Source organism: Actinomadura sp. 6K520, from assembly GCF_004349245.1.
Lineage (GTDB): Bacteria > Actinomycetota > Actinomycetes > Streptosporangiales > Streptosporangiaceae > Spirillospora.
This window is the reverse complement of sequence record NZ_SMLC01000019.1, coordinates 1-25,529: the sequence shown is the minus strand read 5'-3', so window position 1 is coordinate 25,529 and position 25,529 is coordinate 1. Positions and strand designations below refer to the sequence as shown.

Below are 25,529 nucleotides of genomic sequence, written 5' to 3'. Positions count from 1 at the left end.
CGGCGGCCCCCGAGGACGCCGCGCGCTCATCGGCCAGGGAATGTCCGCTCGGCGGGCGAGCATTTCAGGCGTTCCCGGGGAAATGATCTCCCGCCGCCGGACATCCGCCGGGCGAGAACGGGCCGCCTCCGCCGTCGGCCCGGCCCACCTCGGACGAGGTGGGCCGGGCGCTCCTCAGAGCTCGGAGACCAGGATCCGCGCGAAGGCCCGCATCCCCGTGGCGTTCGGGTGGAACGGGACCGCGAGGCTGGCCGGAAGGTAGGGCTCGACCCACCGGTCGGCCGGGGAGGCGCAGGCGGTGTGCCCCGAGCCCCGCGCGGCGAGATCGACGAAGCCGGCTCCGGCGGTGCCGGCCCGCTGGGCGAGCATCGTGTTCAGCCGGTCGACGGTCCGCTTCACGTAGGCGGCGTCTCCCGGCAGGATCGGGACGGTCGGGTAGCAGCCGTCGTGTGGCAGGTAGGCGGGGTAGCCGACGACCACGATGCGGGCGTGCGGGGCGCGCTCGCGGATACCGCGCAGCATCCCGTCGATCCTGGGCGCGAGGGCACTGATCTTGGCCTCCCACGCGTCCCGGCCGTCCTCCTGGTAGTCGTCCCGGCACGGTGCGGGGTTCACTCCCAGGGCGAGGCAGTGGGCGACCAGCCGGAACATCGAGATGTCATTGGCCCCGAGGTGGACGGTGACCAGGTCGGTTCCCTCCGTGAGGGCGTCGAACTGCGGCGGGACCGTACCCAGCAGAGTCTTCTGGGGTTCGGTCAGGTCGGTCGTCTCGGCGCTGGAGCACGTCACGTCCGTGAACGAGCGGACGTTGAGGGCGGCGGCCGTCAGGGACGGATAGTTGCGGTGCGAGCGGAAGCAGCCGGGCCGGCTCGGGTCCTGCCGGGGGATGAGGGGACCGGCCGCGGCCGAGTCGCCGAGGGCGACGTAGTCGATGGCGCGGGCACCGGCGTGGGCGTGGGCGGGGGCGGCGAGGGCGAGGGCGCAGGCGCCGGACGCCAGACCGGCGATCAGCCGTCGGATCATGGGGTGGCCTTTCGGAATGGGCCTCTCCCGGCGGGCGGTTCCGCCGGGAGAGGGAACGGTCGGCCGGGAGAGGGGACGGTCAGCCTGGGATCTGGAGGGCCTTGGTGTTGCGGCGCCAGTCCGACCACCGGGTGTCGGAGCAGAAGCCGCAGGAGGGGCCGAAGAACTCGGGCCGGGCGTTCGGGTCGTCCATCAGCCAGTGGCGCAGCCAGGCGGTGGCCGGGCCGCGGAACCCTCCGCCGCCCCAGGCCGCGGTGAGGTGGTCGGCTCCGCGCAGTTCCGCGTACACGGCCGGGATGTGGTCCGAGTCGTTGTAGAGGGCCTTCACCATGAACGGGAAGACGATGCTGTCCTTCTCGCCGGCCATGTAGAGGGTCGGCTCGTCGATCAGGTCGGGGTCGGTGAGGGGACCGGGCTCGATCCCGACGACCGCGTCGACCCGGGGGTCGACCGCGGCGTTGATCGCGCCAGCGCCGCCCTGGGAGTGGCCGGCCGAGGCGATGCGGCCCAGGTCGACCCTCTGGTGGTAGACGCTGCCCGGGTCGGCGTTGCGCCTCGTCAGGGTGTCGATGCCGAGGCGCATGCTGATCCCGGTGTTGGCCTGGGTGGAGTTGGACGCGGCGACGATGAAGCCGTGGCTGGCCCAGTGCCGGAGCAGGGCGCTGTAGACGCCGGGCACGACGAACGTGCCGTTGCCCCAGATGATCACGGGGTGCTTCTCGCCGTGCGCTCCCATGTCGGCGGGGCGGTAGAAGGTGGTGACCGCCTCGATGTCCACGTGGACGTCGTAGGGTCCGCGGTCGGCCCACGCGTGGCCGACGCTCGGGATTCCGTTGGGGGTGGTGTCCGCGGCGGCGGTGCCCTGCAGGAGGGAGACCGTCAGCGCGACGGCCGCCAGCAGGGCGGGTCCTCTTGTCTTCATAGACGCACATGGTGAACGGGTGCCGGGGTGTTGTCTGTCCGCAATCGCGGCAAAGTCGCCGTTCACCGGTTGTGCGTTCGCCCAACGGTCAGCGGGTCAGGTCCAGGGCGGTCAGGGCGGCGGCGAGCAGCCGGGAGGCGTCGGGGTCGGCCGGGTCGAGGCCGGTCAGCGCGGCGATGCGGCGCAGCCGGTAGTCGAGGGTGTTGCGGTGGACGTGCAGGTCGAGCGCCGCCTGCCGCCGGTTGTTGCCGTGGACGGCCACCGCCCGCAGCGTCTCCATCAGGTCGGGCCGGTCCCGGATCGCGTCGAGCTGGGCCGCGAGCTTGGCCAGCCCGTGCCCGGGCCTGGACAGCTGGTACTCCAGCAGGACGTCCTCGATCCGGTACAGGCCGGGCGGGCGGCGCAGCCGGACGACCAGCGCGGCGACCTCGCGGGCCTCGTCGGCGGCGGCCGGGATCTCCGCCGGCGCCGCGGCCGTCGCGTGGGCGGCGGTCGCGGGCCGCCCCGCCGCCCCGCCGAGCAGCGCGACGAGGTCTTCGAGGCGGTGATCCCCGCTCCCCGGCAGCAGCATCGTGCCGCCGTTCTCGTCGAACGAGGCCAGGACGTGCGACCGGGCGTGCGCGTTCAGCGTCGTCTCCAGCGCCCGCAGCAGCGGCCGCACGTCGCCCGGCTCCGGGGCCGCGCCGCCCAGCCGCAGCACGACCACCGTGTACTCGGTGGCGAGCGCGACCCCCGCCCGCACGGCCAGTCCCCGCGCGCGGTCGCCGTTCAGCAGGGCGGTGACCAGGGCCTGCCGCGCCTCCCGCCGTTCGCCGTACAACTGCTGCTGTTCCTGGACGTGCGCGAGCGTCACGGCCGGCACGACCGAGCGCAGGTAGCCGAGCAGGTGCAGCCCGAATTCCTGGAGGTCGCCCGCATCGGCCGGCCCGGCCTCCTCGGCCGCCGCCCGCCAGCACACCTCGATCGCCAGGTGGTAGGCCGCCAGGGCCGCCTCCAGCGGGACGCCCTCCTCGGCCCGCCGCGCCGACCAGCTGATGATCTCCGCCTGTTCCTCGACACTCGGCGCCCGGCACTGCCGGAGGGTCTGCACGACCATCCGCAGGTTCGCCTCGACGGCCAGCCGCACCGGACCGTCCAGGACCTCCGGCGGCTGGAGCGCGTAGAACGGCACCTGCCGCCGGAACTCGTCCACGATGCGCAGTGCCAGCCGCGGCACCTGATCGGCCAACCAGAAATGTAGTTTCGGCTCGTCCATCGTGACTCCAGGGGTGGGGAAGACCGATGCTCTCCCAGCCGCGGGCCACGGTCCATGGGCGATGGCACCATGCCGGGAACCCGCGGCTTGGGCGTGCGCCCAACGGCCGTCAGGACGTCTTCAGCTGCAGGGCCCGGACGGCCGCGTAGAGCGCCGCGGTGTCGCGGGGCCGGTCCGGCGAACGGCCGGTGAGCTGGGCGACGCGGTCCAGCCGGTTGCGGACGGTGTTGCGGTGGCAGTAGAGCCGGGCCGCGACCTCGGTGGTGCTGCCGCCGGTGTCGAGCCAGGCGGACAGGACTTCGAGCAGCGACTCCCGGTCGGGGTGGGCGAGGACCGGGTCCAGCACGGTCGTGAGGAGCCGGGCGGCCAGGTCGGGGCTCGCCGCCACCAGGGCCGCGGCGGGATCGTCGGCGATGGTGCCGGCGCCGCGCGAGCCGGGCGGCATGGAATCGCGGGCCAGCACGGCCAGGCGCCGCGCGTCGGCGGTCTCGCGCACCCCCCGGTAGGCGGGGCTCACCCCGGTCCGGCCGGACGCCGCGCGGTCGAGGGCCTGCACCGCGCGGGCGGCGTCCTCGGCGGCGGGCAGGGCGACCACACCCGCCAGATGGTCGGCGCGGGGCCGCCACACCGATCGCATGCCGTGCCGTTGCAGCGCCCGCTCCAGGGCGGGCGCGTCGCGGCGGTCGGCGACGACGCACAGGTAGGGGCCCCGGTCCGGCAGGCCGATCGCCCGCGGGGTGCCGCCGAGCGTGCTCCAGTCGGCGACGCGCCCCTCGAACAGGGCGTCCAGCAGGATCAGGCGGCGGCGCTCGTCGTCGCGGGCCAGCTCGACGAGCGTCTCCCGGTAGACGTCGTTGACGGTCTGGGACGCGAGGTCGAAGACCGCCCACAGCGTCATCGTCAGCTGGGCGATCTCTTCGAGCGTCACCCCGGGCACCACCTTGGCCCGCCCGATCAGCGCCTCGCACAGCAGCCGCCCGCCGACGAGGTAGGCGTGCAGCAGCGAGGCGATCGGGACGCCCTGTGCGGCGCGCCGCCGCGCGTTCTCCCTGGTCGAGTCGGTACCGATCGGCCGTCCCCGGGACAGGCAGGTCAGCAGCTCGAAGAGGATCTGCTCGTTGAACACCCGGACGTCCGCCCGCCGTTCCACGCCCAGCCCGGCGTAGAAGGCGTCCTCGGTGAGGATCGCCTCGAAGACGTGGTCGGCGAGGGCCGCCACGTCGTTCAGCAGTTCGCCCGCGCACCGCGCGAGCAGGGGTGAGACCACGATCTCGGCGCGCCGGTCAGTCATGGCGCGCCATCTAAGCAGCGGCCGCGGCCATGTGCCAGCGCCCTGGCCTGGGCGCGTGATCGGGGTCGCCCGCCCATGGACCGTGATCGGCCCGCGCCCCGACCATCGTGCCGTCCCGTTGCGAGGAGGACCATGCTGAACCTGTCGGCCGTGCTGGAGCACGGCGCGCGAGAGCATCCCGACCGCACCGCCCTGGTGAGCGGCGCGGCGCGGCTGTCCCATTCCCGGTTGAACGCGCTGGCCTGCCAGGTCGCCGCCCTGCTGGCCGCGCGGGGGATCGAGCCCGGCGACCGGGTGGCGGTGAGCTGCCCCAATGTCGCGTTCTTCCCGGTCGTCTATTTCGGTGTGCTGAAGGCGGGCGCGACCGTCGTCCCGCTGAACGTGCTGCTGACGTCCGACGAGATCGCCTACCACCTGGCCGACTCGTCGGCGCGGGCCTACTTCTGTTTCGAGGGCACCGCGGAGCTGCCGATGGCGGTGCGCGGCCGGGCCGCGTTCGAGAAGTCCCCCGACTGCCGGCTCTTCGTCATCCTGCCCGCGGACCCGCAGGCTGAGCTGCACCCGCTCGGCGAGACGCTGCCCACGGCGCTGGCCGGGCTGCCCGAGGAGCACCCGACGGCCGCGACCGCCCCCGGCGACACCGCCGTCGTCCTCTACACCAGCGGCACGACCGGCCGGCCCAAAGGCGCCGAGCTCAGCCACGAGAACATGGTCCTGAACGCGGTCGTCGCCGACGATCTCGTCGCCCGCACGGGCCGGGACGCCTTCCTCGTGTCGCTGCCGCTGTTCCACTCCTTCGGCCAGACCGTGCTGATGAACATGGGTCTGCGCAGGGGCGCGACGCTGGTGCTCCAGTCCAGGTTCGACGCCGCCGAGGCACTGGCGGTGATGGACGCCGAACGGGTCACGCTGTTCGCCGGGGTCCCGACGATGTACTGGGCGCTGCTGGCCGAGGTGCGGCCGGCGACCGTCCCCCAGCACCTGCGAGTGGCGGTGTCGGGCGGCGCGGCGCTGCCCGTCGAGCTGCTGCACCGGTTCGAGAAGGTCTTCGGCCTCCCCGTCCAGGAGGGGTACGGGCTGTCGGAGACCTCGCCCATCGCGGCGTTCAACCCGCCCGGCCGCCCGATCCGGCCGGGGTCGGTGGGACGGCCGGTGTGGGGCGTCGAGATGAAGCTGATCGACGACGGCTGGAACACCGTGCACGGCGCCGGGCCCGGTGAGATCGCGGTCCGCGGCCACAACGTCATGAAGGGCTACCTCGGCCGCGTCCACGCCACCGCCGAGGTGCTCCGGGACGGCTGGTTCCGCACCGGGGACATCGCCCGCCGGGACGACGACGGCTACTACTTCATCGTCGACCGGGCCAAAGACCTGATCATCCGGGGTGGCCTGAACGTCTACCCGCGCGAGATCGAGGACGTCCTGCTCACCCACCCGGAGGTGAGCCTCGCCGCCGTCGTCGGCGTCCCGCACACCGCCCGCGGCGAGGAGATCAAGGCGGTCGTGGTCCGCGAGGCCGGCTCGGACGTCTCGGCGGAGGAGCTGTCGGCCTGGTGCCGGGAGCGGCTGGCCGCCTACAAGTACCCGCGGCTGTTCGAGTTCCGCGACGGCCTGCCGCTCGGGCCGACCGGGAAGATCCTCAAGCGGGAGCTCCGGTGAGCGGGCTGACCGTCTCCGGGCTGGAGGTCTCCTACGGGGCGGCCGTGCGGGCGCTGCACGAGGTGTCCCTCTCGGTGCCCGACGGCTCGATCGTCGCGGTGCTCGGCGCGAACGGCGCGGGCAAATCGACGCTGATGCGCGCCGTCTCCGGAACGCTCCGCTTCCACGGCGGGCTGGTCGAGTCGGGCGAGATCCGCTACGGCGGACGCCGCCTCGACGGCGCCGCGCCGCACACGGCCGTCGCCGCCGGGATCGTCCAGTCGCCGGAGGGGCGCCGGGTGTTCGGCCGGATGACCGTCGCGGACAACCTGCGGGCCGGCGCGCTCACCGACCGGCGCCACGCGGCCCGGGCCCGCCACCGGGTCCACAAGCTGTTCCCCGTGCTCGCCGAACGCTCGGCGCAACGGGCCTCGCTGCTCTCCGGGGGCGAGCAGCAGATGCTCGCCATGGGGCGCGCGCTCATGGCGTCGCCGAAGCTGCTGCTCCTCGACGAGCCGACGCTGGGTCTGGCGCCGCTGCTGACCGCCCGGATCGCCGAGACCATCACCGAGATCAACGAGCAGGGCGTCTCCGTGCTTCTGGTCGAGCAGAACGCCGCCCTGGCGCTGCGCCTGTCCTCCCACGCCTACGTGCTGGACGTCGGCCGGGTCGCGCTGTCCGGCCCGTCGGCCGACCTGGCCGCCGGCGACGAGATCGGCCGCCGCTACCTCGGCGTCACCGGCGACCGGGCCCCGCTCGCGGCCCGCCGCCAGATCACGAGGTGGTCCGCGTGACGCCGGGTCCGCCGCCGGGGCGCGGGCACGGCGGGACGGCCGGCTCCGGCCCGGCGGCCGCGGCGCCGCCGCCCGTGCCCGCGCTGACCGTCCGCGACCTGACGGTGCGGTTCGCCGGGCTGACGGCGCTCGACGGGATCGGGTTCACGGTGGAACCCGGCACCGTCCACGCGGTGATCGGGCCGAACGGCGCGGGCAAGTCGACCTGCTTCAACGTGCTGTCGGGCCTCTACCGGGCCGCGTCCGGGAGCGTCCGGTTCGGCGACCGGGAGCTGACGTCGCTGGCACCGCACGAGATCGCCGGGCTGGGCATCGCACGGACGTTCCAGAACCTGGCGCTGTCGGCGGAGCTCAGCGTCGCGGACAACCTGATGCTCGGCCGGTACCGGATGACGCGAACCGGGTTCTGGTCGGCGGGGCTGCGGCTGCGCCGGGGACGCCGGGAGGAACTGCGGCACCGCGAGCGCGTCCGGGAGATCGCGGAGTTCACGGGCGTCGCGGAACGGCTGGCCGAACCGGCCGGATCGCTGCCCTACGGCGGCCGCAAACGGGTGGAACTGGCCCGCGCCCTGTGCGCCGAGCCGTCGCTGCTGATGCTGGACGAGCCGGTGGCCGGGATGAACGCCACCGAACGGCTGGAGATGGCCGAGCTGATCGTCGCGGTCCGCGCCGGCCTCGGTATCTCCGTCCTGCTCGTCGAACACGACATGGGCCTGGTCATGCGGCTGGCCGACGAGATCACCGTGCTCGACTTCGGCCGCACGATAGCCGCCGGCCCGCCGCGGGACGTCCAGCGCGACCCCGCGGTGCTGCGCGCCTACCTGGGAGAGGAAACCCCTTGACGCGTCTGCTGGAACTACTGATCAACGGGGTCAGCCTCGGCGCGGTCTACGCGCTGATCGCGCTCGGCTTCGTGATCATCTTCAAGGCGAGCGAGGTGGTCAACTTCGCCCACTCCTCGCTGCTGCTGCTCGGCGCCTACGTGATCGCCACCTCCCACGACGACCTCGGCTTCGCGGGCGCGCTGGCCGCCGGGATCTGCGCGGCGGCGGCCTGCGGCGCGCTGATCGAGTTCGTGCTCCTGCGCCGCAGCCGCACCCGCCGGGACGTGCTGGCCATCGCCACCATCGGCATCGACATCGTGCTCACCGCGGAACTCGTCCGGCGGATCGGCCCGAACGTCATGTCCCTCGGCGACCCGTGGCGCGATCGGGTCGTCCACCTCGGCGGGATCACGATCGCCCAGACCCGGCTGGCGGCGCTGCTCGTGGCGGCCCTGCTCATCGGCGTGTTCCTCGCCGCCTTCCGGTACACCCCGTGGGGGGTGGCGATGCGGTCGGCCGCGGAGGACTCCGAGACGGCCGCGCTGATGGGGGTGCGGCTCGGCCGGACCATGATGTCGGCGTGGGCGGTCGCCGGGGCGCTCGCCGCCGTGGCGGCGGTCTTCCTCACCGCCTTCCCCACGCCGGGCCTGGACCGCACCACCTCCATCGCCGCGCTGAAGGCGTTCCCCGCCGCGATCCTCGGGGGCCTCGACTCCACGACGGGCGCGCTGGTCGGCGGGCTCCTGATCGGGGTGACCGAGTCGCTGGCGAGCGGCTACCAGAGCGACCTGGCGTTCCTCGGCCGGGGCCTCGGCGACGTCGCGCCCTACACCGTGATGGTGCTCGTCCTGCTGTGGCGCCCGGCCGGACTGTTCGGCACGCGCGAGGTGTCCCGTGCCTGAACGCCTCATCCTCGTCGCGGGCGCGGCGGCACTGGCCGCACTCCCCTTCTATCTGGACGCGTCCTGGCTCCAGGCCGGCCTCTTCGCGATGGCCGCCGCGATCGGCGCGATCGGGCTGAACCTGCTCAGCGGCTCCACCGGGCAGCTGTCCCTCGGGCACGCGTTCTTCCTGGCCGTCGGCGCGTACGGGTACGTCTTCTTCGCGGCGGACGGCACCGCGGAGACCGCCGGGCTCGGGCTGCCCACCCCGGTGGCGGCGGTGCTGGCCGTCGCGTCGGCCGGCCTGGCCGGGCTGCTGTTCAGCCCGATCGCCGGACGGCTCGGGGGCGTCTACCTCGGCATCGCCTCCTTGGCGCTGATCTTCCTCGGACAGCATCTGCTGTTCAACATGGAGAGCGTCACCGGCGGCTACAACGGCCGTGACGTCCCCGCACTGCAACTGCCTGGAATCGGCTTCGACGGCCGGTCCGAGCTGTCCGTGCTGGGCGTGCCGTTCGGTGCCATGGAACGACTGTGGTTCCTGGGCCTCGCCCTGGTCGCCGGGGCGGCGTTCTTCGCCCGCGGCGTGCTGGCCGGGCGGCCCGGCCGGGCCATGAACCTGATCCGGGACCAGCAGACGGCCGCCGCCGTCCTGGGCGTCCCGGTGGCGCGCGTCCGGTCCGGCGTGTTCACGCTGTCGTCGATGTACGCCGGCCTCGCCGGGGTGCTGCTCGCCCTGGCCTTCCAGCGGACCGTCCCGGACTACTTCGGCATGATCCTCTCCCTGGAATACCTGGCGATGATCGTGATCGGCGGGCTCGGCTCGGTGGGCGGCGCGATCGCGGGCGCGGCGTTCGTGACGCTGCTGCCGCAACTCCTCACCCGGTACAGCGACGCGCTGCCGCTGGTCGCCGCGCCCGGCACAGACGGGGTCACCCCGGCCGACGCGGCCCGCCACCTCTACGGGGCCGCCGTCGTCGGCACCGTCCTCTTCCTGCCCGGCGGGCTCAGCGGGCGATGGGCGCGGCTGCGCCCGCCGCCTGCCCGCCGCCGTGCCCCCGCCCTGCACCGCAAGGCCGCCATCGCGCGGTCGGATACCGAGGAGTCCAGCCCATGACCATCCGAACCTCACTCATCGTCGGCCTGGCCGTCGTGACGCTGGCCGCCGCAGGCTGCAGCGGCAAGTCGGGGAGCGCCTCCGGGCGGACCGGCGACGACGGCGTCAAGGTCGGCCCCGGCGTCACCGACGAGACGATCACGGTTGGGGCGCTGACCGATCTGACCGGGGTCTACGCCTCGCTCGGCAAGAGCCTGACCCAGGCGCAGCGGCTCTACTTCGACCAGCTCAACGACGACGGCGGCGTCTGCGGCCGGACCGTCGAGCTGCTGGTCCGCGACCACGGCTACGACGTGCAGAAGGGCGTGTCGGCCTACACCGAGATCGCGCCGAAGGTCGTCGGTGTCTCGCAGGTGATCGGGTCGCCGATCGTCAGCGCGGTCCTGCCCCGCATCGCCGAGGACAAGGTGCTGGTGATCCCGGCCGCCTGGCCGTCGACGCTCCTCGAACAGCAGTACGTGCAGGTCGTCGGCGGCACCTACGACATCGAGATGATCAACGGCATCGATTTCCTGCTCGAACGCAAGGGGCTGGACGAGGGCGACAGCATCGGCCATGTCTACTTCGAGGGCGAGTACGGCGAGAACGCGCTCGCCGGATCCAGATACGCGGCCGGCAGGACCGGCCTCACCCTAGTCGAGCAGAAGATCAAGCCGACCGACACCGACATGACCCCCCAGGTCACCGCGTTGAAGGACGCGGGCGTCGCGGCGATCCTCCTCAGCGCGGGCCCGAAGCAGGCCGCGTCGCTCGCGGGCGTCGCGGCGGCGAGCGGCTTCGACGTGCCGATCGTCGCCAGCAACCCCGGCTACGCGCCGCAGTTGCTCGGCACCCCGGCGGCCGGCGCACTTCAGAAGAACTTCTACCTGGTCAACGAGTTCCAGGCGCCGAACTCCAGCGCCCCCGGGATGAAGGCACTGACCGGCGCCTACAAGGCGAAGTACCCCGGGCACGCGCTCGACAACGGCGTCTCGTTCGGCTACGTCGCGGCGAAGGTGTTCGGTGAGGCGCTCAAGGACGCGTGCGCCGCCAAGGACCTCACCAGGGAGGGCATCCTGAAGGCACACCGCGCCGAGACCGCCTTCGACAGCGGCGGCATTGCCGCGCCGCTGGACTTCTCCAAGGTGGGCCAGGTCGGCACCCGCAAGTCGTTCATCCAGCGCCCCGACGCAAAGGCCGAAGGCGGCCTCATCACCGTCGGAGACCCCGTGACCTCGAAACTCGCGACCGGCTACAAGACCCCCTGACCGCTCGATCCGCCACGTCCGGCCCCCGCGCCGCGACGGAGAGACCTGGCGCCTCTCTCGTGCGTCTCAGGTAAGCAGCGCTGGACAATGAGATCGGGCGGGCCCCAGTTGAACTGAGGCCCGCCCGATCTCGTGGTGTCTGCACTGGTCAGCGGCTTGCTGCGCTGGCCCGCGGAAGGTGCCCCCTGCGGGATACACACCAGAACTGCGCAGGCGTTGTTGATCGACGGGGCGGTTGCTGAGCACACACACCACTGCATGAAGCGGCCCGGACGTCCTGGCGAGGGCGGGCATGGGGCAGTTCCCCTGGGGGCGTGATGTGTCCGGATGCGGGCATCCCTGCCGTGAGGCGGCTCGTCGGTCATACGGTGAGGCCAGAGCGTCACCGCCTTTGGAGGGCGTCATGGGCAACAATGAGGAACTGCGCTCGGACATCGCCGCCGCCAAGGAGCGCATGGAGGGACGGCTCGGCGCAAACCGCGAGATCCGCCGCTTGGCTGCGCATCTGTGGGATGGCGAGCGGGTCGAGTTGATGTCCGCTGGCACCTACGGGCCGGGGACTGGCCTAGTCGCGCTGACCGACCGCAGACTGCTGTTTTTGAAGGATGGCTGGACCCGGCAGATCACTGAAGACTTCCCGATGGAGAAGATCTCCTCCGTGCAGTGGTCTTCGGGGGTGCTCCAAGGCTCGCTGACCGTGTTCGCGTCCGGGAACAAGGCTGAGATCGGCAACATGCTGAAGAAGGACGGGAAGGCGATCGCGGATGCGATCCGGGGGCGCCTGGCCGACCGCGACGCAGGCCAGGCGGCATCCGCATCGGCGCCGACACCGACCGCCGAACCAGGCCCCCGGGCGGTGGCCCCTGCGGGGCAGTCGCCGATCGAGCTACTGGAGCGGCTCGGGCAGCTGCGCGAGGCCGGAGTGGTCACCGACGAGGAATTCGAGGCAAAGAAGGCCGAGATCCTGGCGCGCCTGTGAAGGCGGACGTAGGTGAGAGGCACCGCAGATCGCGTCGGCCTCGGCCGTCGTCTTGACCGTCGACCGCAGCAGATCGGCTCGCAGCCCGCTCGGCAAACGAGGCCACAGGCCCACTCTGGTGTCGTCGGAAGTGCGGTTCACTGAGACCGGCCGGGCGTTCCTGGCGGTACTGCTGCACCGTCTGACGCCTGAGGCGCTGCGCCGGTGCGGGTGCTGGTGCGTCCGGACACGGTGTTGCGCGGGCACCGTGCCCTGATCGTTGGCCGACATGCCGCCCGGTCCAGGCCGAAGCGACCTGGCCGGCCGCTGACCGTGCGTTCCATCCGCCTCTTGGTGCTGCGCCTGGTCCGTGAGAACCCGAGCTAGGGATATAGGTGCATGCACGGCGAACTACTGGTGCTGGGGGTAAAGGTCGCCGCCTCTACCGTGTGGGAGATTCTCTAGGACGCCGGGATTGACCCCGGCGCCCGAACGTGCTGCCAGCACGTGGGTCGGCTTCCTGCCGCACGACGGCAGATCTAGGACGAGGGGCTCGGGTTGCTGCCGGGGCCTGCCCCTCGGGTCGCGGGGGACAGGTTCTGGTCGAGGACGTGCTGGTCAGCTTGACTCATCGGGCTTCGGCTCGTCGGCGGGGCCGTGGTGTTGCTACGCCCGAGAACCACTTCGGGTGTCACATCCATAACCAACTATCCGCGGGCTGGTTGCAGGATTTCTACGTCACCGGGTGCGCCAGCCTGGCTTCACCCTGGGGCCGGGAGGCATAGTCGTGTTGCCTGCAGCGACTGCGCCGCTGGTGACACGGGCTTATGGGTGAATGGGGCAGTCGTGGCGATTCGGGTCGCGACGTTCAACGTCGAAAATCTGTTCGCGCGGTTCAGGTTCGGTGAGGGCATCGACCCGCAGGAGGCCAACAAGGAAGGCTGGACGGTCGAGAAGACCGTCTTTCACCCACTGTCGATGACCGGTAAGGCGCCTCACCGGCGCCGCCGTCCAGGAACTGGACGCTGACATCTTGTGCCTGCACGAGGTCGAGAACATCGACACTCTCAAGCACTTCCGGGCCCGGTCCCTCGGAGGCCGGGCGGCTTACCCGCACGTCGCGGGCGTCGACGGTAACGACCCGCGCCTGATCGACGTGGCCGTGCTCTCCCGCCTGCCCATCGTGCACATCCGCTCTACCAGCACCTGCGTGACCCCGAGGTCCCCACCCGGGCACTGTTTTCCCGCGACTGCCTCGAGGTCGACATCCAATGGCCCGCACCGGGGCAGGTGCTGACGCTGTTCGTCCAGCATTTCAAATCGATGATGGGCGGCCGCGACATGACCGGGCCGCGGCGCCGCAGCCAGGCCCGCGCCGTCAAGCAGATCGTTCGCGGCCGCTTCGGCGACAACGCCGGCGCGCATCCCTTCATCGTGTGCGGGGACTTCAACGACTACATGCAGGCCGACGACCAGGGCGAACCGGCCATCGGTGAACTGGTCGACTGGGACCAAAGGGCGCGGATCTGCACGCGGCGGGCCGGTGCGAACAGGCAGCAGGGTCAGCTTTAGCTCTGCCCGGTTCGAGGCCGAGAGGTTCAGCTTCACCGGGGCCAACTTCGGATTAGACGCGACTGGACCTGCCGCCACGTTCGACTTCAGCTCAGCAACCGGGCTGCGGCCCCTGGGACTGCCGGAAGGCGTGGCGGACCACCTGTCGTAAAACGAACGTTAACTGAACAGTTGCCACCCAAAGGCGCTGCAGCAGTCCTCAGGATCCGCTCGCCGGAGCAGGGGCTCGCAGAAGCGGCCTGCGCCCCCCTCAGAGCGCTCGATCCGCCAATCCGGTGGCGGCTCATGCCCCGCAGCTGAATCCGTCACAATGGCCGACTCCAGACCCTCGTTGAACCTGGCGATCCCGGAGAAGGTCGCCCGAGAGAAGTCTGCCCCGTGGACTGTGCATCTGGTCAGGTCAAGGCTGGTGAGGGTGGCGCCGGTCAGGTCCAGGTCGATGTCGGCCCAGTGGTGTCCGGCGTCGCGCCGCAGGTGGGTGTGCAGTAGGCGTTGAGCGGTGAGGCGAACCTGGTGTTCCTCGCGTGGGTCCGCGCCACGAGAGGCAGGGTCCAATGGGGGCGAACCGATTCTCGCGGGCCGCGCGGTAGCGGGCAGCGTTGCGCCGCGCGCGTTCCCGGTGTTCCTCCTCCAAGTCGAGGCCATCGGCTGGAGGCGGTGTGTAGGGCATGCGCAGGTAGGAGCAGCGGCGGTCCTCGCCGCGCACCCAGGCCGGGAACGTGCGCGACCTATCCTGGTGGCTGAGTTACGCGGCCGCGCGCGGCTAGGACGCCCTAGACTTCGACGCGGCCGAGGCCGACTTGTACGCCGCCGCGCTGCGCGCCGTCGGCCTGGCCGCGGCCACCCGGGCCCGCAGGCTGACCGCGGTGTCGTCCTGGTACGCCTACCTCAACCGCGCCCGGGCCGCTGCCCGCAACCCCTTCTGCGAAGGGATGGAGCGCCCCGCCGCGCCGGCCGCCTCCACGATCCGCGGGCTGAGCGAGGACGATCTGCAGCGGATGCTCGCCTACGCCGCCGCCCACGAGACGGCCCGCACCCACGCCCTGCTGGCGGGGATGGCCGCCACCAGTTGCCGGGTCTCCAGCATCACCCGGTACCACCCTCGCCGGCCTCGGCCACACCACCCTGGACCTGCCGGTCAAGGGTGGCGCCCTCAAACGCTTCGTCCTGCCGCCGCTGGCCACCGACGCCGTCGATCGCTGCCTGCAGGAACGCGGCTGCGGCCACCAGGCGGCGGACGATGAGAGCGTCAACGATCGGGGCATGGATTACCAGGCACTCGTGCCCCCCGGGGGCGAGGCTCCGCTGTTCGCGACTCGGACTGGGCGGCCGATCGACCAGCCATACGTGTTCCGGAAGATCCGCCGGATCGCCAAGGCTGCCGACATCGCCCAGGCCGACCGACTGTCACCCGCATTCGCTGCGGCACAGCGTGGTCACCCTGCTGCTGGACCGCGGGCACCCGCTGCACGTGGTGCAGGACTTCCTCGGCCACGCCGACCCCCGCACCACACGCAGCTACGACACCGCCCGCGAATCCCTCGACCGCTCACCCGCCTACGACCTTGGCACCGCGCTCGCCGCCGGCGTCGCCCGGCATGTGCGCACCTACGCCGCCCACTGAGCCGGTGGCTCTAGGTGCCGTTCCTGGTGCGGTTCCCGGCTGGTCTGCTGGATCCGGCGGAGTGCGCTGGCCCAACTGCGCTGGTCACTGCTGCTGCCGCCGCATCCGGCGATCAGGCCGACGACGTGCTCCTGCCGCAATGGCCTGCCGCGGCCAGCCAAGCCGACCCAGCCCAAACGGTCCTATCAGAAGCCGTCGGCCGCCGTCCTTTCGGGGAGCAATGCGTTCGAAACTGTCCGAGCAGAGGATAAAGGACGACATAGCATACATACAGCGAACTTGGTTGGCAGCATCGATCAGGACTGAAGTCAACATGACTACTGTCAGAAAGATCGAAAAGTTGCTGACCCAGTGCTCACGTCGACAGTCCAAGCTCTGATGCTTACCGCCAAGAAGCTTGATATCGACACATAAAGCTTCGGCTCCACCAAGATCCTGATAGGTATACCTAACAAAAGCTACTCGTAGGTAGCGAGTCGGTCGCCACATAGAGCACCGAATGGGCAAAGCCAACAATCATGGTGGTAGACTCAGGCGCTCTTGGGACTCCCGTTACATGGGGAGCAGTGCCCAGGACGGAGGCTCTGCTACCGCCTGCTCGGCTCGTCCACTGACTGCGGGTACGAGGGTTCCACGGGAAGCCTCATGAGGCATGGAAAGGTTCCCCCGACCTCGCATGCCCAGAAGTGAAGACTTCGGCGCGATACTACTCACTTCCCTGCACGCGGAGGGAAACCGACTATTAATGGGATCCTCGGATAGTTACGTGGAAACTAAGTATCCCTTCATACAGTGGCAAGAACTTGACTTTGCCGAGCAGATCCCAGAAGTATCTGCCTTTAACGGCGACTACAAGCAGTTTTTGGATGGATCCGCTCTTCAATTAGTAGTGCTCTTGCGAAGCCTCTCAGCAGATGAAGAGCTGGTCGACCGGGTCTTCTTGCAGACGTTGGTTATACTTAAGAGCGAATGGCCTAAGTTCCGAAATCATAAAAACGTAAAGTTGCGCATGTATTACGTAGGGTTGCGTATCATGCGTCGCACCCAAAGCCACTTGCGTTCCCAGAGCTACAAAGCATCACAACTGCAAGACGCTGGACTCTACCGACTAAACCGAGCTATACTCAACGACGAGGCACTGTGGCTCCAATCCTGGGAACCTCTGTTCACAGAAATAAGGGCCATGCCCAGACGCATAGCTGAAATCACTGTCTTGTCCTTCTTCCTGGGCGTCTCTAAAGATGACACGGCCAGGATAATCGGGGTGACGCCGCTCCAGATTACGGAGTACTATAGGTCTATCCCTGCCAGGATAAGAGCGATTAAGCCGATTTCCTGACGGTGCGGAAGGTGTCGATGTCGTCATTCGAAGACCAGTTCTTCGCGGCCGCGGAAATGGTCAAGGATTGGTCGTTCTATGGTGCTGATATGCGTGCCCTCGATAAGGCTATAGCTTTTGAACATGCTCACCAAAACGCCCATCCCTACGACCGCGCTAAACTCGAATCAGAATGTGCGGGGATCGACTTTGAGCGTGCAGCCTACGAGGCAGCATGCCGCAGCGAAAGAAATAATGATCTGCCGGCCGCCGCCCATTGGTATCGCGTTGCTGCGGAAGGTGATTATGGAGACGCCGCCTTCCGGCTGGCCAATGTCCTTTCTCACCTCCTTCTGAAACTCGTGCAGGATGGCGAGCTTCTTTCGGACGACGACCCGTTGCAACAGTACACGGACCTGCTTCGTGAGATCGCAAAATGGTACCTTGAAGCGTACTGCATCGGTCATGACAACGCACTATCGCTACTTGCCGACTTGACTGAGCAGTGGGGGCCTTCGTATGACCTACTCAGAAGGCGCCTGGAAGCAAAGGAGACGTCGGCGCATATACCAGCTTACATCTGCGGGGAATACATTTCTTCTGCTTCAGAGTTCTTGCTGGGATCGTTGCCAGAGCAGCGCGCAGAAGCAGTAAGAGAGCATCTGAAAACTTGCAGGAGCTGTGTTAAATCCTTCAATAGCATCGTTGCTTCACAGCCTGCGCCCATTAGGAATCGAGCGGCTACGAACAATCGCACCTTCGTGCTACATCTGTATACATCAATGTTCGGAGGCCTGACGATGCCAGGGTAGGTGCATCTAGCGGCGTGATGTATCGACTGCTAATCGTGCTCGGCTGCAGCAAGCAGCAGTGTATCGACAGCTGCCGACTGGATGGACCGCACATAGTTAAGGGCCAGCTGCGGTGCGGTCTGACTTGCAAATTTCGCCTAGTGTCCTGAGTCATTAGTTCTTTGTTAGTCGGTAGGCTGTGGGGATGCCGAGCCCGAAGCTGGATCCGGTGTTTGTTGTCGGACGAGGAGCGGCCGGTGCTGACCGGGTGGGTGCGTCGTCGTTGCGGGCGCGGATCGTGCTGTTGTGCGCCGAGGGCGCCACGATCGCCCGGATTGCTGAGCAGGCCGGGACCTCGCGCAACACGGTGTCGAAGTGGCGGGCGCGGTTCCTGTCCGGCCGGCTGGAGGGCCTGACCGATGAGCCGCGCTCGGGTCGGCCGCGCGTGATCACCGATGAGCAGGTCGAGCGGGTGGTCACTGCGACGCTGGAGGAGACGCCCGGTGCCGATACGCACTGGTCGACGCGGTCGATGCAGCCTCGACCGGGATGTCGCAGTCGGCGGTCTCGCGGATCTGGCGGGCGTTCGGTCTCAAGTCGCACACCGTGCAGACCTGAAAGCTGTCGACCGACCCGCAGTTCGTCGACAAGGTCCGCGACGTGGTCGGGCTGTACCTGAACCCACCGGAGAACGCTCTGGTGCCGGCGGTGGACGAGAAGAGCCAGATGCAGGCGATCGACCGCCCCGCCCCCATCCTGCCGATCATGCCCACCTCCCCGGCGCGGATGACCCACGACTACGTCCGGCACGGCACCACCAGCCTGTTCGCTGCCCTCGACCTCTCCTCCGGGTCGGTGATCGCCCAGCACTACCGCCGCCATCGCCACCAGGTGTTCCTGCGGTTCCTCAAGCTAATCGATGCCGCCGTGCCCAAGGACCTGGACCTGCACCTGGTGCTGGACAACTACGCCGCCCACAAGACCGAGCAGGTCCACAAGTGGCTGATCCGCCACCCCCGGTTCTACCTGCACTTGACCCCGACCAGCTCGTCCTGGCTCAGCCTGGGCGAGCGCTGGTTCGCCGAACTCACCAATCGCAAACTCCGCCGCTCAGCCCACCGCAGCGTCATCGAGCTGGAACGCGACGTCCGCGGCTGGATCAACGAGTGGGAACACCGCCCCCAAGCCGTTCGTGTGGACCAAGCCCGCCGACGAGATCCTCGAAACCCTCGCCGCATACTGCCAACGAATTAACGACTCGCGACACTAGCGTGTGGCCTACCAGCGGAGCACAGGCCAGCTCATGTGCTAAAGTTCTATTTCTTCGACCTGTTCGGCCACATATGTAGCCTTTTCCGCACCCACGACATTGATAAGCGCTGTAGTGAACTCTTGTTCACCAAGGGCTTGCCTCTGTCTGCGTAGCCAAAAAAGGTCAGTGGCAACCTGAGGAGATTCGCTATTAAGCCTTGACATGAGGCTCTGTACTGCATAAGACACAGCTAGATCGCTTTCTCCGGCCTCAGTTAGAGTTGCACTGATATGGCTTAGTATGGCGTTCCTGCTACTTTGATCACCAGTCTTAGTGACTGATTCAAGTGCTCGGTTGTACCAGTGAAGGGCTAGCGTAATATTCTCCTGCGCCTGCGCGCAGAATGCAAGCCCCAGTGCACTGGAAGCTATTCCTGGCCTATCGTGAACTTGTTCTCTGATAGTAAGCGCCCTACGGAAATGCGAAGTCGCGTCAGCGTAAGAGCGACGTCGCTGCATTATCCATCCGAGTCGGTGGTAGGTCTCAGCGATTCCGGCCTTATGGTCAAGTTGTTCATAGATAGACAATGCGCGACGAAAATTGTTCTCAGCGTCTTCATCGGACTCATGCTGTTGCGCTATCCAGCCAAGCTGACTGTAGGCCGCGGCTGCCGCGGGCAGGTTTCTTAGATTCTCGTGGATAAATAGGGCCTTCTGGTAGAAACGCTTAGCCTCACCATAGCTTGCGCGCTCCTGGGCTATCCAGCCAAGGCGCTGGAGTATCCTAGCCTTTTCTCGTCTGTCACTAAGACCTGATTGAGCGCTTAGCGCACGGCGAAGGAGCAATTCAGCTTCTTCGAGCCTGCCATTTTCCTGCGCTACCCAACCCATCATAAGCGCGCTGCGAGCGACTCCCCGTTGGTCCCCGACTGTTTCATAGATCTCTAGAGCCGCCTTGGATAGGTCAGTTGCGACATCGAAGCGACCCGTCTCCTGTCCAACGGAGGCGAGCTTATGCAACTGTTCTGCCATACCAGGACGGTTGTCGAGCTGCTCGTGTATGGCGAGGGCCTGCTTGTAATGCTCCTCAGCATCTTCGTAGAAAGCACGCTCCTGGGCTAGCCAACCGAGTTGGCTATGAGCCTCGGCAGATGCGGCCAGGTCGTTGAGCTGCTCGTGTATGGCGAGGGCCTGCTTGTAATGCTCCTCAGCATCTTCGTAGGATGCACGCTGCTGGGCTAGCCAACCGAGTTGGCTATGAGCCTCAGCTATGCCGGCCCTATCGCCGAGCTGTTCTCTGACAGCAAGGGCCCGAACCAGCGAGCTCGTCGCCTCCCCATACTCGCCCTGCTCCGCCTGAAGTTCCCCGAGCAGTCCAAAGGCAACCGAATGCGTTCGTGTGAATCTTCCCCCCCAGGGGGATTCCGGATACAGACCAGTGAGAATACTTAGTGCCTGATGGTGTTCTCCGCTACGCGCTAATGCTATCGCCTGCTGTGCTTTCGCTTCTTGAACCTCGTCGCTCTCCTCGCCAAGTACAGACGCGAGGATGTTCAGACCCTGATAAAGGTTCGCAAGGGCCTCTGCATGCTCGCCCTGCATCGACTGTGCCGCTCCCAGCTTTACGAGTGCTGAGGCAGTTTCGGGGTGATGCGCGCCGAGTTTCTCCACTCGCTGAGAGTAGACGTCACTTAAAATGTGAACTGCTTCATCTGTATGATCGAAATGAAGAAGCAGATCAGCGTAGTTTACCCGAAGAGCCAGAACATTTGGATGTGTCTCTCCGAATAGTTCCACGATTCCAGGCAAGGCCTCGCTGTAGAGCTCTAGCGCCTCTTCGGACCTACCTGCATTAATTAGAATTGTAGCTTCATTGACTTGATCGGCCGCACTGGAGTCGCTCCGGGGAAGCCTTGTTGCATGAGTCCGACTTTCTCGTTGACCTGAACTCAAGTCCTCACAAAAATTCTTAAGTTCGGCTGCAATAGTCTCAATGGGGTCGGACGCATCATATGGAAAAAGTGTTATCCCTTGACCCGCCGCTGCTGCCATCAACCGTTTGCTTATTTCCTGACTGGTGACGACAACCGGAATCACGGGCTTCGCTTTGCTATCGAGATCCTCAAGGAAATCCTGGACAACGCCGATAATATCAAAATGAAGTCGTCCTGATCCTGCTGCCCATTCCAGGCAAATGTAGCCGCCATAGGGATTCTGTACGATTGCGTCGAACGTGGCGTCGTCGGTGCCTGGACTCGACTCGCGCCAATGCCAACCGGTCATACCTTCGATTTCCTGGCGGAAGGCGTCGAGATAGCGGTGTACAACCGAGTCGCTATTCTCTAGGAGTCGCTTAGACCTCATGGCGATACCTTTGAATACTTCCAAGGGGTTTGCTTCTTCCATTCTCTCTGGTTTATATAGATCGGAAGAAGTGCACCCAAGGCGGCAAGTGGGAGCGAGAGCAAGATTGCTAGCAGATTCTGCACGAGGACGCCGGAGGGTTGTCGGACGTTGGTTTGCCAGAGAACAAGGCCGGCCGTTATGCAAACTAGTATAAAGACTATGAAGTAGGCAGCCTTCGCGCCGATTGACCACTTAGGCGGGTCGTTGTCTCTATGAAGAAGAGGATTATGCTGGCCACTGCTCTTTATTTCGCAAATTTCAAGCTTAGGCTTTCTAGTGAAAAAGGGAACATATTTCCAGCGCTCACATGTTAATGCGCTAAAAGCCCCGGCCAGGAACGTTTCAGTGCCATCGATGAGCATCACCGTCGAGGCGACAGCGTTAGGGTGAGAGCGTCCTGTCACTGGGGTTACCTCGACTGTGAATTCCACTTCGGTGCTCACTCCCGAAAAGCCGGTTATCTCAACGTCCTGGAGTTTGATCTCAAAGTCGGCGCCCGAAGGACTGGCTGAAAAGGTAGAGAACTTCTGCGCAAATTTTGCCCGCACGTCTGCCGCCGAAAGGTCCGAGTGACTCAGGCGACCTTTGACGTAGACGTGTTGAGCCATTAGCGCGCCCTCTAGACATCCGCTCTACCCTGCCCAACGAGGATACAGATAGGTTGATGATCAGCGCGGCTGTGTCGACATGTTCACTTTTTGTCACCCTGCAAGCATCTTAGCTCCATTTGTCCTACTTTGAACCTGCAACTTTACCGCAGTGGAACGTCACTGTGTGTTTTCGATGACATACTAAGTGTTCCCAAGGCCCTTCGTGGCTACACGTCGAGTCTGCATCTTCCCTGGCCAACCTGCTTGTGAGCTCTTGAAAAGATCCTTCTTCGGTGGGCACCTGCTGTCGTACTAGTCTCCCTCGAAGTAGTACGGCAGTCCCGACCAGATCAGGTCACTCCGCTGGGTGACAGGAGGCTAGAGGGCGGGCAACAGGCCAGACGGGCTGGGATTGTCACATCGAGCGCAGCAGGAGGCTGCCTGAGCGTCGCTGGGGTGACCACCCCAGCGCACCACCCTCGCGAGCACGCGCCAGCGGCTATGAAATGAGACTGTCAGGACATGGCGTGGTCAGCGCCATCCCCCAGCACGACGGTTCTGCGACATCGTCTACCGGGCCGTGATCCGCGACGCGGATACCGCTCTGGTCGCAGGGCTTGACGCAGACAGGTGCCGGAAGCCGTCCAGCCGCCGATGTTTGTCTGCGGAAACGTCCTGCGGGCGTTGGGTCGAAGAGCCACTTGCTGACCGAGCACCGGGCTGCCGCTGTCTGTCGGGATCTCCGCTGCAAACACCCGCGACAGTCAGGGCCTGGAACCGCTGGTTCGCGGCACCCCGCCGATCCGTTCGTGCCGCGGACCCGCGCCGTCGGCGTCCAGGCATGCCACGGTGCAGGGGCTACGACTACCCGCACCTGCGGTATCGGCTGCGCTTAGATGCCATCGTCGTACGCATCGCCCGCCGCGGCGTCGAGTTCTCCGAACGCTTAGGCCCCATCGTTGGGTGACTAGGGCGGTGCGTGGCTGGTCGGCTGCCACTGCCTGCACCCACGCTACGAACGCAAGCCCGAACACTTACTGGCCTTCTTCGGCATCGCCGCTGCCCTCCTCCATCACTGCAGACTCACCATGTGAAGCGACGGCTAGAAAGGGGGTATTCCCTCAGGTGTGGAAAGTGATCTTGCTGGGGAGCAAGTGATCAGTGGGTGAAGCGCCCACGTTCTTCGGGGGGAGAACCACACGTCATGTCCGTGATCGACCGTGTCGACGGCACCACCTCAACTACCGTAAGCGATCTTCCGGCTACCGTGGCGGAGGTGAGCGAGCCCGAGCACAACGCCATGCACGAAGCCGCGCGTCGGCCGATCCGGGAGCTGGTCGATGACCGGCTGCTGGACGAGCTGCTGGCCCGTTCCCGTGACCAGGCCGGCGGGCTGCGCCTGACCGGTGAGGGCTCCATGCTCGGCGACCTGGTCAAAGCCGTCCTGGAACGCGCTTTGAAGGCCGAGCTGACCGCCCATCTGGGCTACGACAAGCACCACACCGACGGCTACGGTACCGGCAACTCCCGCAACGGGAAGATCGCCAAGACGGTGCAGACCGGGGTCGGGCCGGTGCGCCTGGCGGTGCCCCGCGACCGGGCGGGGTCGTTCGAGCCGGTGCTGGTGCCCAAACGCGCCGGCCGGGTGTCGGGCGGGCTGGACGACATGGTCATCAGCCTGTACGCGCACGGCATGACGGTCCGCGACATCATCCACCACCTCGACCAGGTGTACGGCAATGCCGCGTAGTTAGGGTCAGCGGCCGGTTCGTCAAGCTGAAGCCGGTTGTGGGCGTGTTGCTGGCGATATGAGAACGGGACCCCTGGTAGGCGGGGGATCGACCAAGATCTTCCTGCCCGTGAGAGGTCCCGTTGCGTGACCAGTGTGTCATCACCGCCAGCGCTCCCGCCGTTCCGGCCCCTGCCTCGGTCTCCGCACCCGGCCACCTGGGGGCGTTAACCCGTTTCATCCCCGTCGAACTCGTCGACGCGGTCATCGACGAGACCCGCACCCGGCAGAAACGGCTGCGTTCGCTGCCGTCTCGTGTGGGTGTGTACTTCCTGCTGGCTCTGGCGCTGTTCCCGCAGGTGGGATACGCCCGGGTCTGGGACAAGCTGGTGGCCGGCCTGCGGGCGGCGCCGTTGCGGCGTCCCAGCGAGAAGGCGCTTCGGGATCTGCGGCGGCGGCTTGGGCCTGCCCCGTTCAAGGCTCTGTTCGAAGCGCTGGCCGGTCCGCTGGCCCAGCCGCACACTCCCGGAGTGCGCTACCGCCGCTGGCGGACGGTCGCGTTCGACGGCTGCGGCTCGATCAAGGTTCCCGACCAGGAACGCAACCGCGGCTGGCTAGGCCGGGTCTCCAACCGGCTGGGCTGGGCGGGCTACCCGACCATGCAACTGATGACCCTGTGCGAAACCGGCACCCGCGGGCTGCTGGGCGCGGCCTTCGGACCCCGACGGCACGGAGAGATCCACTATGCCCGTGCCTTGCTGCCGCTGCTCACACCTCAGATGATGGTGCTGGCCGACCGGAGGTTCGACACCAACGACCTGCTGGCCGCCATCGCCGACACCGGCGCGCAGTTCCTGGTCCGCCTGTCCTCACACCGCCGTCCCGCGGTCCTGGCCGTGCTGCCCGACGGCTCCTATCTCACCCGGTTCGGCGCGCTTCAGGTCCGCATCATCGACGCCAGCCTCACCATGACCACCGCCGACGGCACCAGGGTCACCGAGCACTACCGGCTGGCCACCACCCTGCTCGACCATCGCCACCATCCCGCCGACGCGCTGGTCCGCCTCTACCACGAGCGCTGGGAGGTCGAGACCGCCTACTACGCCCTGCGTCACACCCTGCAGGACGGGCATGTCCTGCGCTCGGCCGACCCGACCGGGCTGGAGCAGGAACTGTGGGCCCTGCTCGCGCTCTACCAGGCCACTACGGGCCGCAATGGTGGAAGCGGTGGAATCGGTCCCGGGAACCGACCCCGACCGGGCCAGCTTCCGCGTCGCCTTGGAGACCGCCCGCAACCACACGATCACCGCAGCCATCGAGGCAGACGACAGCGCGGCCGTGGGCGTCATCGGCCAGGCAGTCCTGGCCGCTCTGCTCCCCGCACGACGCCCACGCACCAGCTCCCGCAAAGTCAAGGCGCCAGTCTCCCGCTACGCCGCCCACCAGCACGACAAACGCCCACTGACCTGCCAGAACATCACCGAACTGGCCATCAACATCCACGACGCCGCCCACACCCCAACCGCCACCCCCATGGGACCCGACGGACGCCGCACCGACCGCGGCCCCGGACGCACCGGAGACGGCATGCGCAACCAAACACTGCAACTCCTGCGCAGCCAGCCAGAACGAACCTGGCACCTGCGCGAGATCGCCCAAACCCTGGGCTAAACCAACACCAGAAGCCTCGCCGCCCAGCTGACCAAATGGGTCCGCGAGGGACTCCTCCACAGAGTCAGCCGAGGCGTCTACACCCTGCCTCACCCCGACCCCCAATCAACTTGACGAACCGGCCGCTGACCCTAACTACGCGGCATTGAGGTGTACGGCACCCAACTGTCGCCCGAGACCGTCTCACGCATCACCGACCAGGTGATGGAGGAGGTCAAGGCCTGGCAGCGCCGCCCCCTGGACCCCGTCTACCCGGTGGTGTTCCTGGACGCCCTCATGGTGAAGGTGCGCGACAACCACGTGGTGCACAACAAGCCCGCCTACCTGGCGGTCGGGATCGACACCGACGGCGACAAACACGTCCTGGGCATCTGGGTCCCCAAAGCAGGCGACGGTCCCGCCGGCCCGCGCGGCATCGGGGAGGGCGCCGCGTTCTGGCGGTCGGTGGTCACCGACCTGCGCAATCGCGGCGTCACCGACATCCTCATCGCCTGCTGCGACTGTGCGGCCTCGACGGCCGCCTGGGCGATGACCGCGGCCTTCTTGATCTTCCGGCCTCGCAGCCACGCCTCGAGCCGCTTGGTGCCGCTGCGGCGGATCGCAGCCGGCGTCTGGTAGCCGCTCAGC

General features: G+C 67.3%; 19 protein-coding genes and 5 pseudogenes. 17 read left to right on the top strand and 7 right to left on the bottom strand.

Annotated elements, in window-relative coordinates:
- Nucleotides 1-174 precede the first annotated feature (174 nt).
- From E1289_RS07740 to E1289_RS07725, 4 genes are all read right to left on the bottom strand, one after another.
- On the bottom strand, nt 175-1,023 hold the full coding sequence (locus E1289_RS07740) for an SGNH/GDSL hydrolase family protein (protein ID WP_131976789.1): 849 nt from the start codon (nt 1,021-1,023) through the stop codon (nt 175-177).
- A 79-nt stretch (nt 1,024-1,102) separates the two neighbouring features.
- Entirely contained in the window at nt 1,103-1,945 is an 843-nt protein-coding gene (locus E1289_RS07735) for an acetylxylan esterase (RefSeq protein ID WP_131976787.1), read from the bottom strand.
- An 88-nt stretch (nt 1,946-2,033) separates the two neighbouring features.
- Nucleotides 2,034-3,200, bottom strand: coding sequence for a helix-turn-helix domain-containing protein (locus E1289_RS07730; RefSeq protein WP_131976785.1), 1,167 nt, complete (start codon nt 3,198-3,200; stop codon nt 2,034-2,036).
- A 109-nt stretch (nt 3,201-3,309) separates the two neighbouring features.
- Nucleotides 3,310-4,491, bottom strand: a complete 1,182-nt coding sequence (locus E1289_RS07725) for a helix-turn-helix domain-containing protein (RefSeq protein ID WP_131976783.1) — start codon at nt 4,489-4,491, stop codon at nt 3,310-3,312.
- A 132-nt stretch (nt 4,492-4,623) separates the two neighbouring features.
- Here E1289_RS07725 and E1289_RS07720 point away from each other — a divergent pair, with 132 nt between their 5' ends.
- The 9 genes from E1289_RS07720 to E1289_RS07675 all read left to right on the top strand — a co-directional run bounded on the left by E1289_RS07720 (nt 4,624) and on the right by E1289_RS07675 (nt 13,522).
- Complete coding sequence (locus E1289_RS07720; RefSeq protein WP_131976781.1) at nt 4,624-6,150, top strand: long-chain fatty acid--CoA ligase; 1,527 nt, start codon at nt 4,624-4,626, stop codon at nt 6,148-6,150.
- The gene (locus E1289_RS07715) at nt 6,147-6,923 is read left to right on the top strand and encodes an ABC transporter ATP-binding protein (RefSeq protein ID WP_131976779.1); all 777 of its coding nucleotides are present in this window, start codon (nt 6,147-6,149) and stop codon (nt 6,921-6,923) included. The genes E1289_RS07720 and E1289_RS07715 overlap by 4 nt, the downstream gene beginning before the upstream one ends.
- 74 nt (nt 6,924-6,997) lie before the next feature.
- Nucleotides 6,998-7,765, top strand: coding sequence for an ABC transporter ATP-binding protein (locus E1289_RS07710; protein ID WP_131976877.1), 768 nt, complete (start codon nt 6,998-7,000; stop codon nt 7,763-7,765).
- The gene (locus E1289_RS07705; protein ID WP_131976777.1) at nt 7,762-8,649 is read left to right on the top strand and encodes a branched-chain amino acid ABC transporter permease; all 888 of its coding nucleotides are present in this window, start codon (nt 7,762-7,764) and stop codon (nt 8,647-8,649) included. The genes E1289_RS07710 and E1289_RS07705 overlap by 4 nt, the downstream gene beginning before the upstream one ends.
- Nucleotides 8,642-9,745 (top strand): branched-chain amino acid ABC transporter permease, encoded by a 1,104-nt coding sequence (locus E1289_RS07700; protein WP_243712682.1) that lies wholly within the window; start codon nt 8,642-8,644, stop codon nt 9,743-9,745. Before E1289_RS07705 ends, E1289_RS07700 begins: the two co-directional genes overlap by 8 nt.
- Complete coding sequence (locus E1289_RS07695) at nt 9,742-10,992, top strand: ABC transporter substrate-binding protein (protein ID WP_131976775.1); 1,251 nt, start codon at nt 9,742-9,744, stop codon at nt 10,990-10,992. The genes E1289_RS07700 and E1289_RS07695 overlap by 4 nt, the downstream gene beginning before the upstream one ends.
- Nucleotides 10,993-11,395: 403 nt before the next feature.
- The gene (locus E1289_RS07690; RefSeq protein ID WP_207928852.1) at nt 11,396-11,971 is read left to right on the top strand and encodes a PH domain-containing protein; all 576 of its coding nucleotides are present in this window, start codon (nt 11,396-11,398) and stop codon (nt 11,969-11,971) included.
- An 825-nt stretch (nt 11,972-12,796) separates the two neighbouring features.
- Entirely contained in the window at nt 12,797-12,979 is a 183-nt protein-coding gene (locus E1289_RS07680; protein WP_131976773.1) for a hypothetical protein, read from the top strand.
- A gap of 261 nt (nt 12,980-13,240) precedes the next feature.
- Nucleotides 13,241-13,522 carry a hypothetical protein gene (locus E1289_RS07675; protein WP_131976771.1) on the top strand — a complete coding sequence of 94 codons (282 nt, stop codon included), beginning with the start codon at nt 13,241-13,243 and terminating at the stop codon, nt 13,520-13,522.
- A gap of 1,086 nt (nt 13,523-14,608) precedes the next feature.
- Here E1289_RS07675 and E1289_RS38055 read toward each other — a convergent pair.
- Nucleotides 14,609-14,749, bottom strand: a complete 141-nt coding sequence (locus E1289_RS38055) for a hypothetical protein (RefSeq protein WP_165970388.1) — start codon at nt 14,747-14,749, stop codon at nt 14,609-14,611.
- Nucleotides 14,750-14,762: 13 nt separating this feature from the next.
- Here E1289_RS38055 and E1289_RS40060 point away from each other — a divergent pair, with 13 nt between their 5' ends.
- The 4 genes and pseudogenes from E1289_RS40060 to E1289_RS07650 all read left to right on the top strand — a co-directional run bounded on the left by E1289_RS40060 (nt 14,763) and on the right by E1289_RS07650 (nt 18,525).
- Entirely contained in the window at nt 14,763-15,146 is a 384-nt protein-coding gene (locus E1289_RS40060; RefSeq protein ID WP_131976768.1) for a site-specific integrase, read from the top strand.
- Nucleotides 15,147-15,912: 766 nt separating this feature from the next.
- On the top strand, nt 15,913-16,485 hold the full coding sequence (locus E1289_RS07660; RefSeq protein WP_131976766.1) for a hypothetical protein: 573 nt from the start codon (nt 15,913-15,915) through the stop codon (nt 16,483-16,485).
- Nucleotides 16,486-16,502: 17 nt separating this feature from the next.
- A complete protein-coding gene (locus E1289_RS07655; RefSeq protein WP_131976763.1) occupies nt 16,503-17,276 on the top strand; it encodes a zf-HC2 domain-containing protein in 774 nt (257 codons plus the stop codon).
- A gap of 203 nt (nt 17,277-17,479) precedes the next feature.
- A pseudogene (locus E1289_RS07650) lies at nt 17,480-18,525 on the top strand (IS630 family transposase).
- A 38-nt stretch (nt 18,526-18,563) separates the two neighbouring features.
- Here E1289_RS07650 and E1289_RS07645 read toward each other — a convergent pair.
- Together E1289_RS07645 and E1289_RS07640 are read right to left on the bottom strand one after the other, a co-directional pair.
- Nucleotides 18,564-20,912, bottom strand: coding sequence for a tetratricopeptide repeat protein (locus E1289_RS07645; RefSeq protein ID WP_131976761.1), 2,349 nt, complete (start codon nt 20,910-20,912; stop codon nt 18,564-18,566).
- Complete coding sequence (locus tag E1289_RS07640; RefSeq protein ID WP_131976759.1) at nt 20,867-21,520, bottom strand: hypothetical protein; 654 nt, start codon at nt 21,518-21,520, stop codon at nt 20,867-20,869. The genes E1289_RS07645 and E1289_RS07640 overlap by 46 nt, the downstream gene beginning before the upstream one ends.
- 668 nt (nt 21,521-22,188) lie before the next feature.
- Between E1289_RS07640 and E1289_RS39465 the strand changes: the two are divergent.
- The 4 pseudogenes from E1289_RS39465 to E1289_RS07625 form a co-directional block, all read left to right on the top strand.
- Nucleotides 22,189-22,596 (top strand): annotated as a pseudogene (locus tag E1289_RS39465) (IS5/IS1182 family transposase); the annotation flags it as partial.
- Nucleotides 22,597-22,853: 257 nt separating this feature from the next.
- Nucleotides 22,854-23,252: pseudogene (locus E1289_RS07635) on the top strand (transposase); the annotation flags it as partial.
- Between the two features lie 122 nt (nt 23,253-23,374).
- Nucleotides 23,375-24,989 (top strand): annotated as a pseudogene (locus tag E1289_RS07630) (IS4 family transposase); the annotation flags it as partial.
- Nucleotides 24,990-25,058: 69 nt separating this feature from the next.
- Nucleotides 25,059-25,403, top strand: a pseudogene (locus E1289_RS07625) (transposase); the annotation flags it as partial.
- Between the last annotated feature and the right edge of the window lie 126 nt (nt 25,404-25,529).

Bases quoted from the DNA above. Each gene is read 5' to 3' on its own strand.
- E1289_RS07735 (WP_131976787.1), bottom strand. From the start codon at position 1,945: ATGAAGACAAGAGGACCCGCCCTGCTGGCGGCCGTCGCGCTGACGGTC.
- E1289_RS40060 (WP_131976768.1), top strand. From the start codon at position 14,763: ATGAGAGCGTCAACGATCGGGGCATGGATTACCAGGCACTCGTGCCCC.
- E1289_RS07725 (WP_131976783.1), bottom strand. From the start codon at position 4,491: ATGACTGACCGGCGCGCCGAGATCGTGGTCTCACCCCTGCTCGCGCGG.
- E1289_RS07740 (WP_131976789.1), bottom strand. From the start codon at position 1,023: ATGATCCGACGGCTGATCGCCGGTCTGGCGTCCGGCGCCTGCGCCCTC.
- E1289_RS07720 (WP_131976781.1), top strand. From the start codon at position 4,624: ATGCTGAACCTGTCGGCCGTGCTGGAGCACGGCGCGCGAGAGCATCCC.
- E1289_RS07645 (WP_131976761.1), bottom strand. From the start codon at position 20,912: ATGGAAGAAGCAAACCCCTTGGAAGTATTCAAAGGTATCGCCATGAGG.
- E1289_RS07690 (WP_207928852.1), top strand. From the start codon at position 11,396: ATGGGCAACAATGAGGAACTGCGCTCGGACATCGCCGCCGCCAAGGAG.
- E1289_RS07730 (WP_131976785.1), bottom strand. From the start codon at position 3,200: ATGGACGAGCCGAAACTACATTTCTGGTTGGCCGATCAGGTGCCGCGG.
- E1289_RS07640 (WP_131976759.1), bottom strand. From the start codon at position 21,520: ATGGCTCAACACGTCTACGTCAAAGGTCGCCTGAGTCACTCGGACCTT.
- E1289_RS07695 (WP_131976775.1), top strand. From the start codon at position 9,742: ATGACCATCCGAACCTCACTCATCGTCGGCCTGGCCGTCGTGACGCTG.
- E1289_RS07655 (WP_131976763.1), top strand. From the start codon at position 16,503: ATGTCGTCATTCGAAGACCAGTTCTTCGCGGCCGCGGAAATGGTCAAG.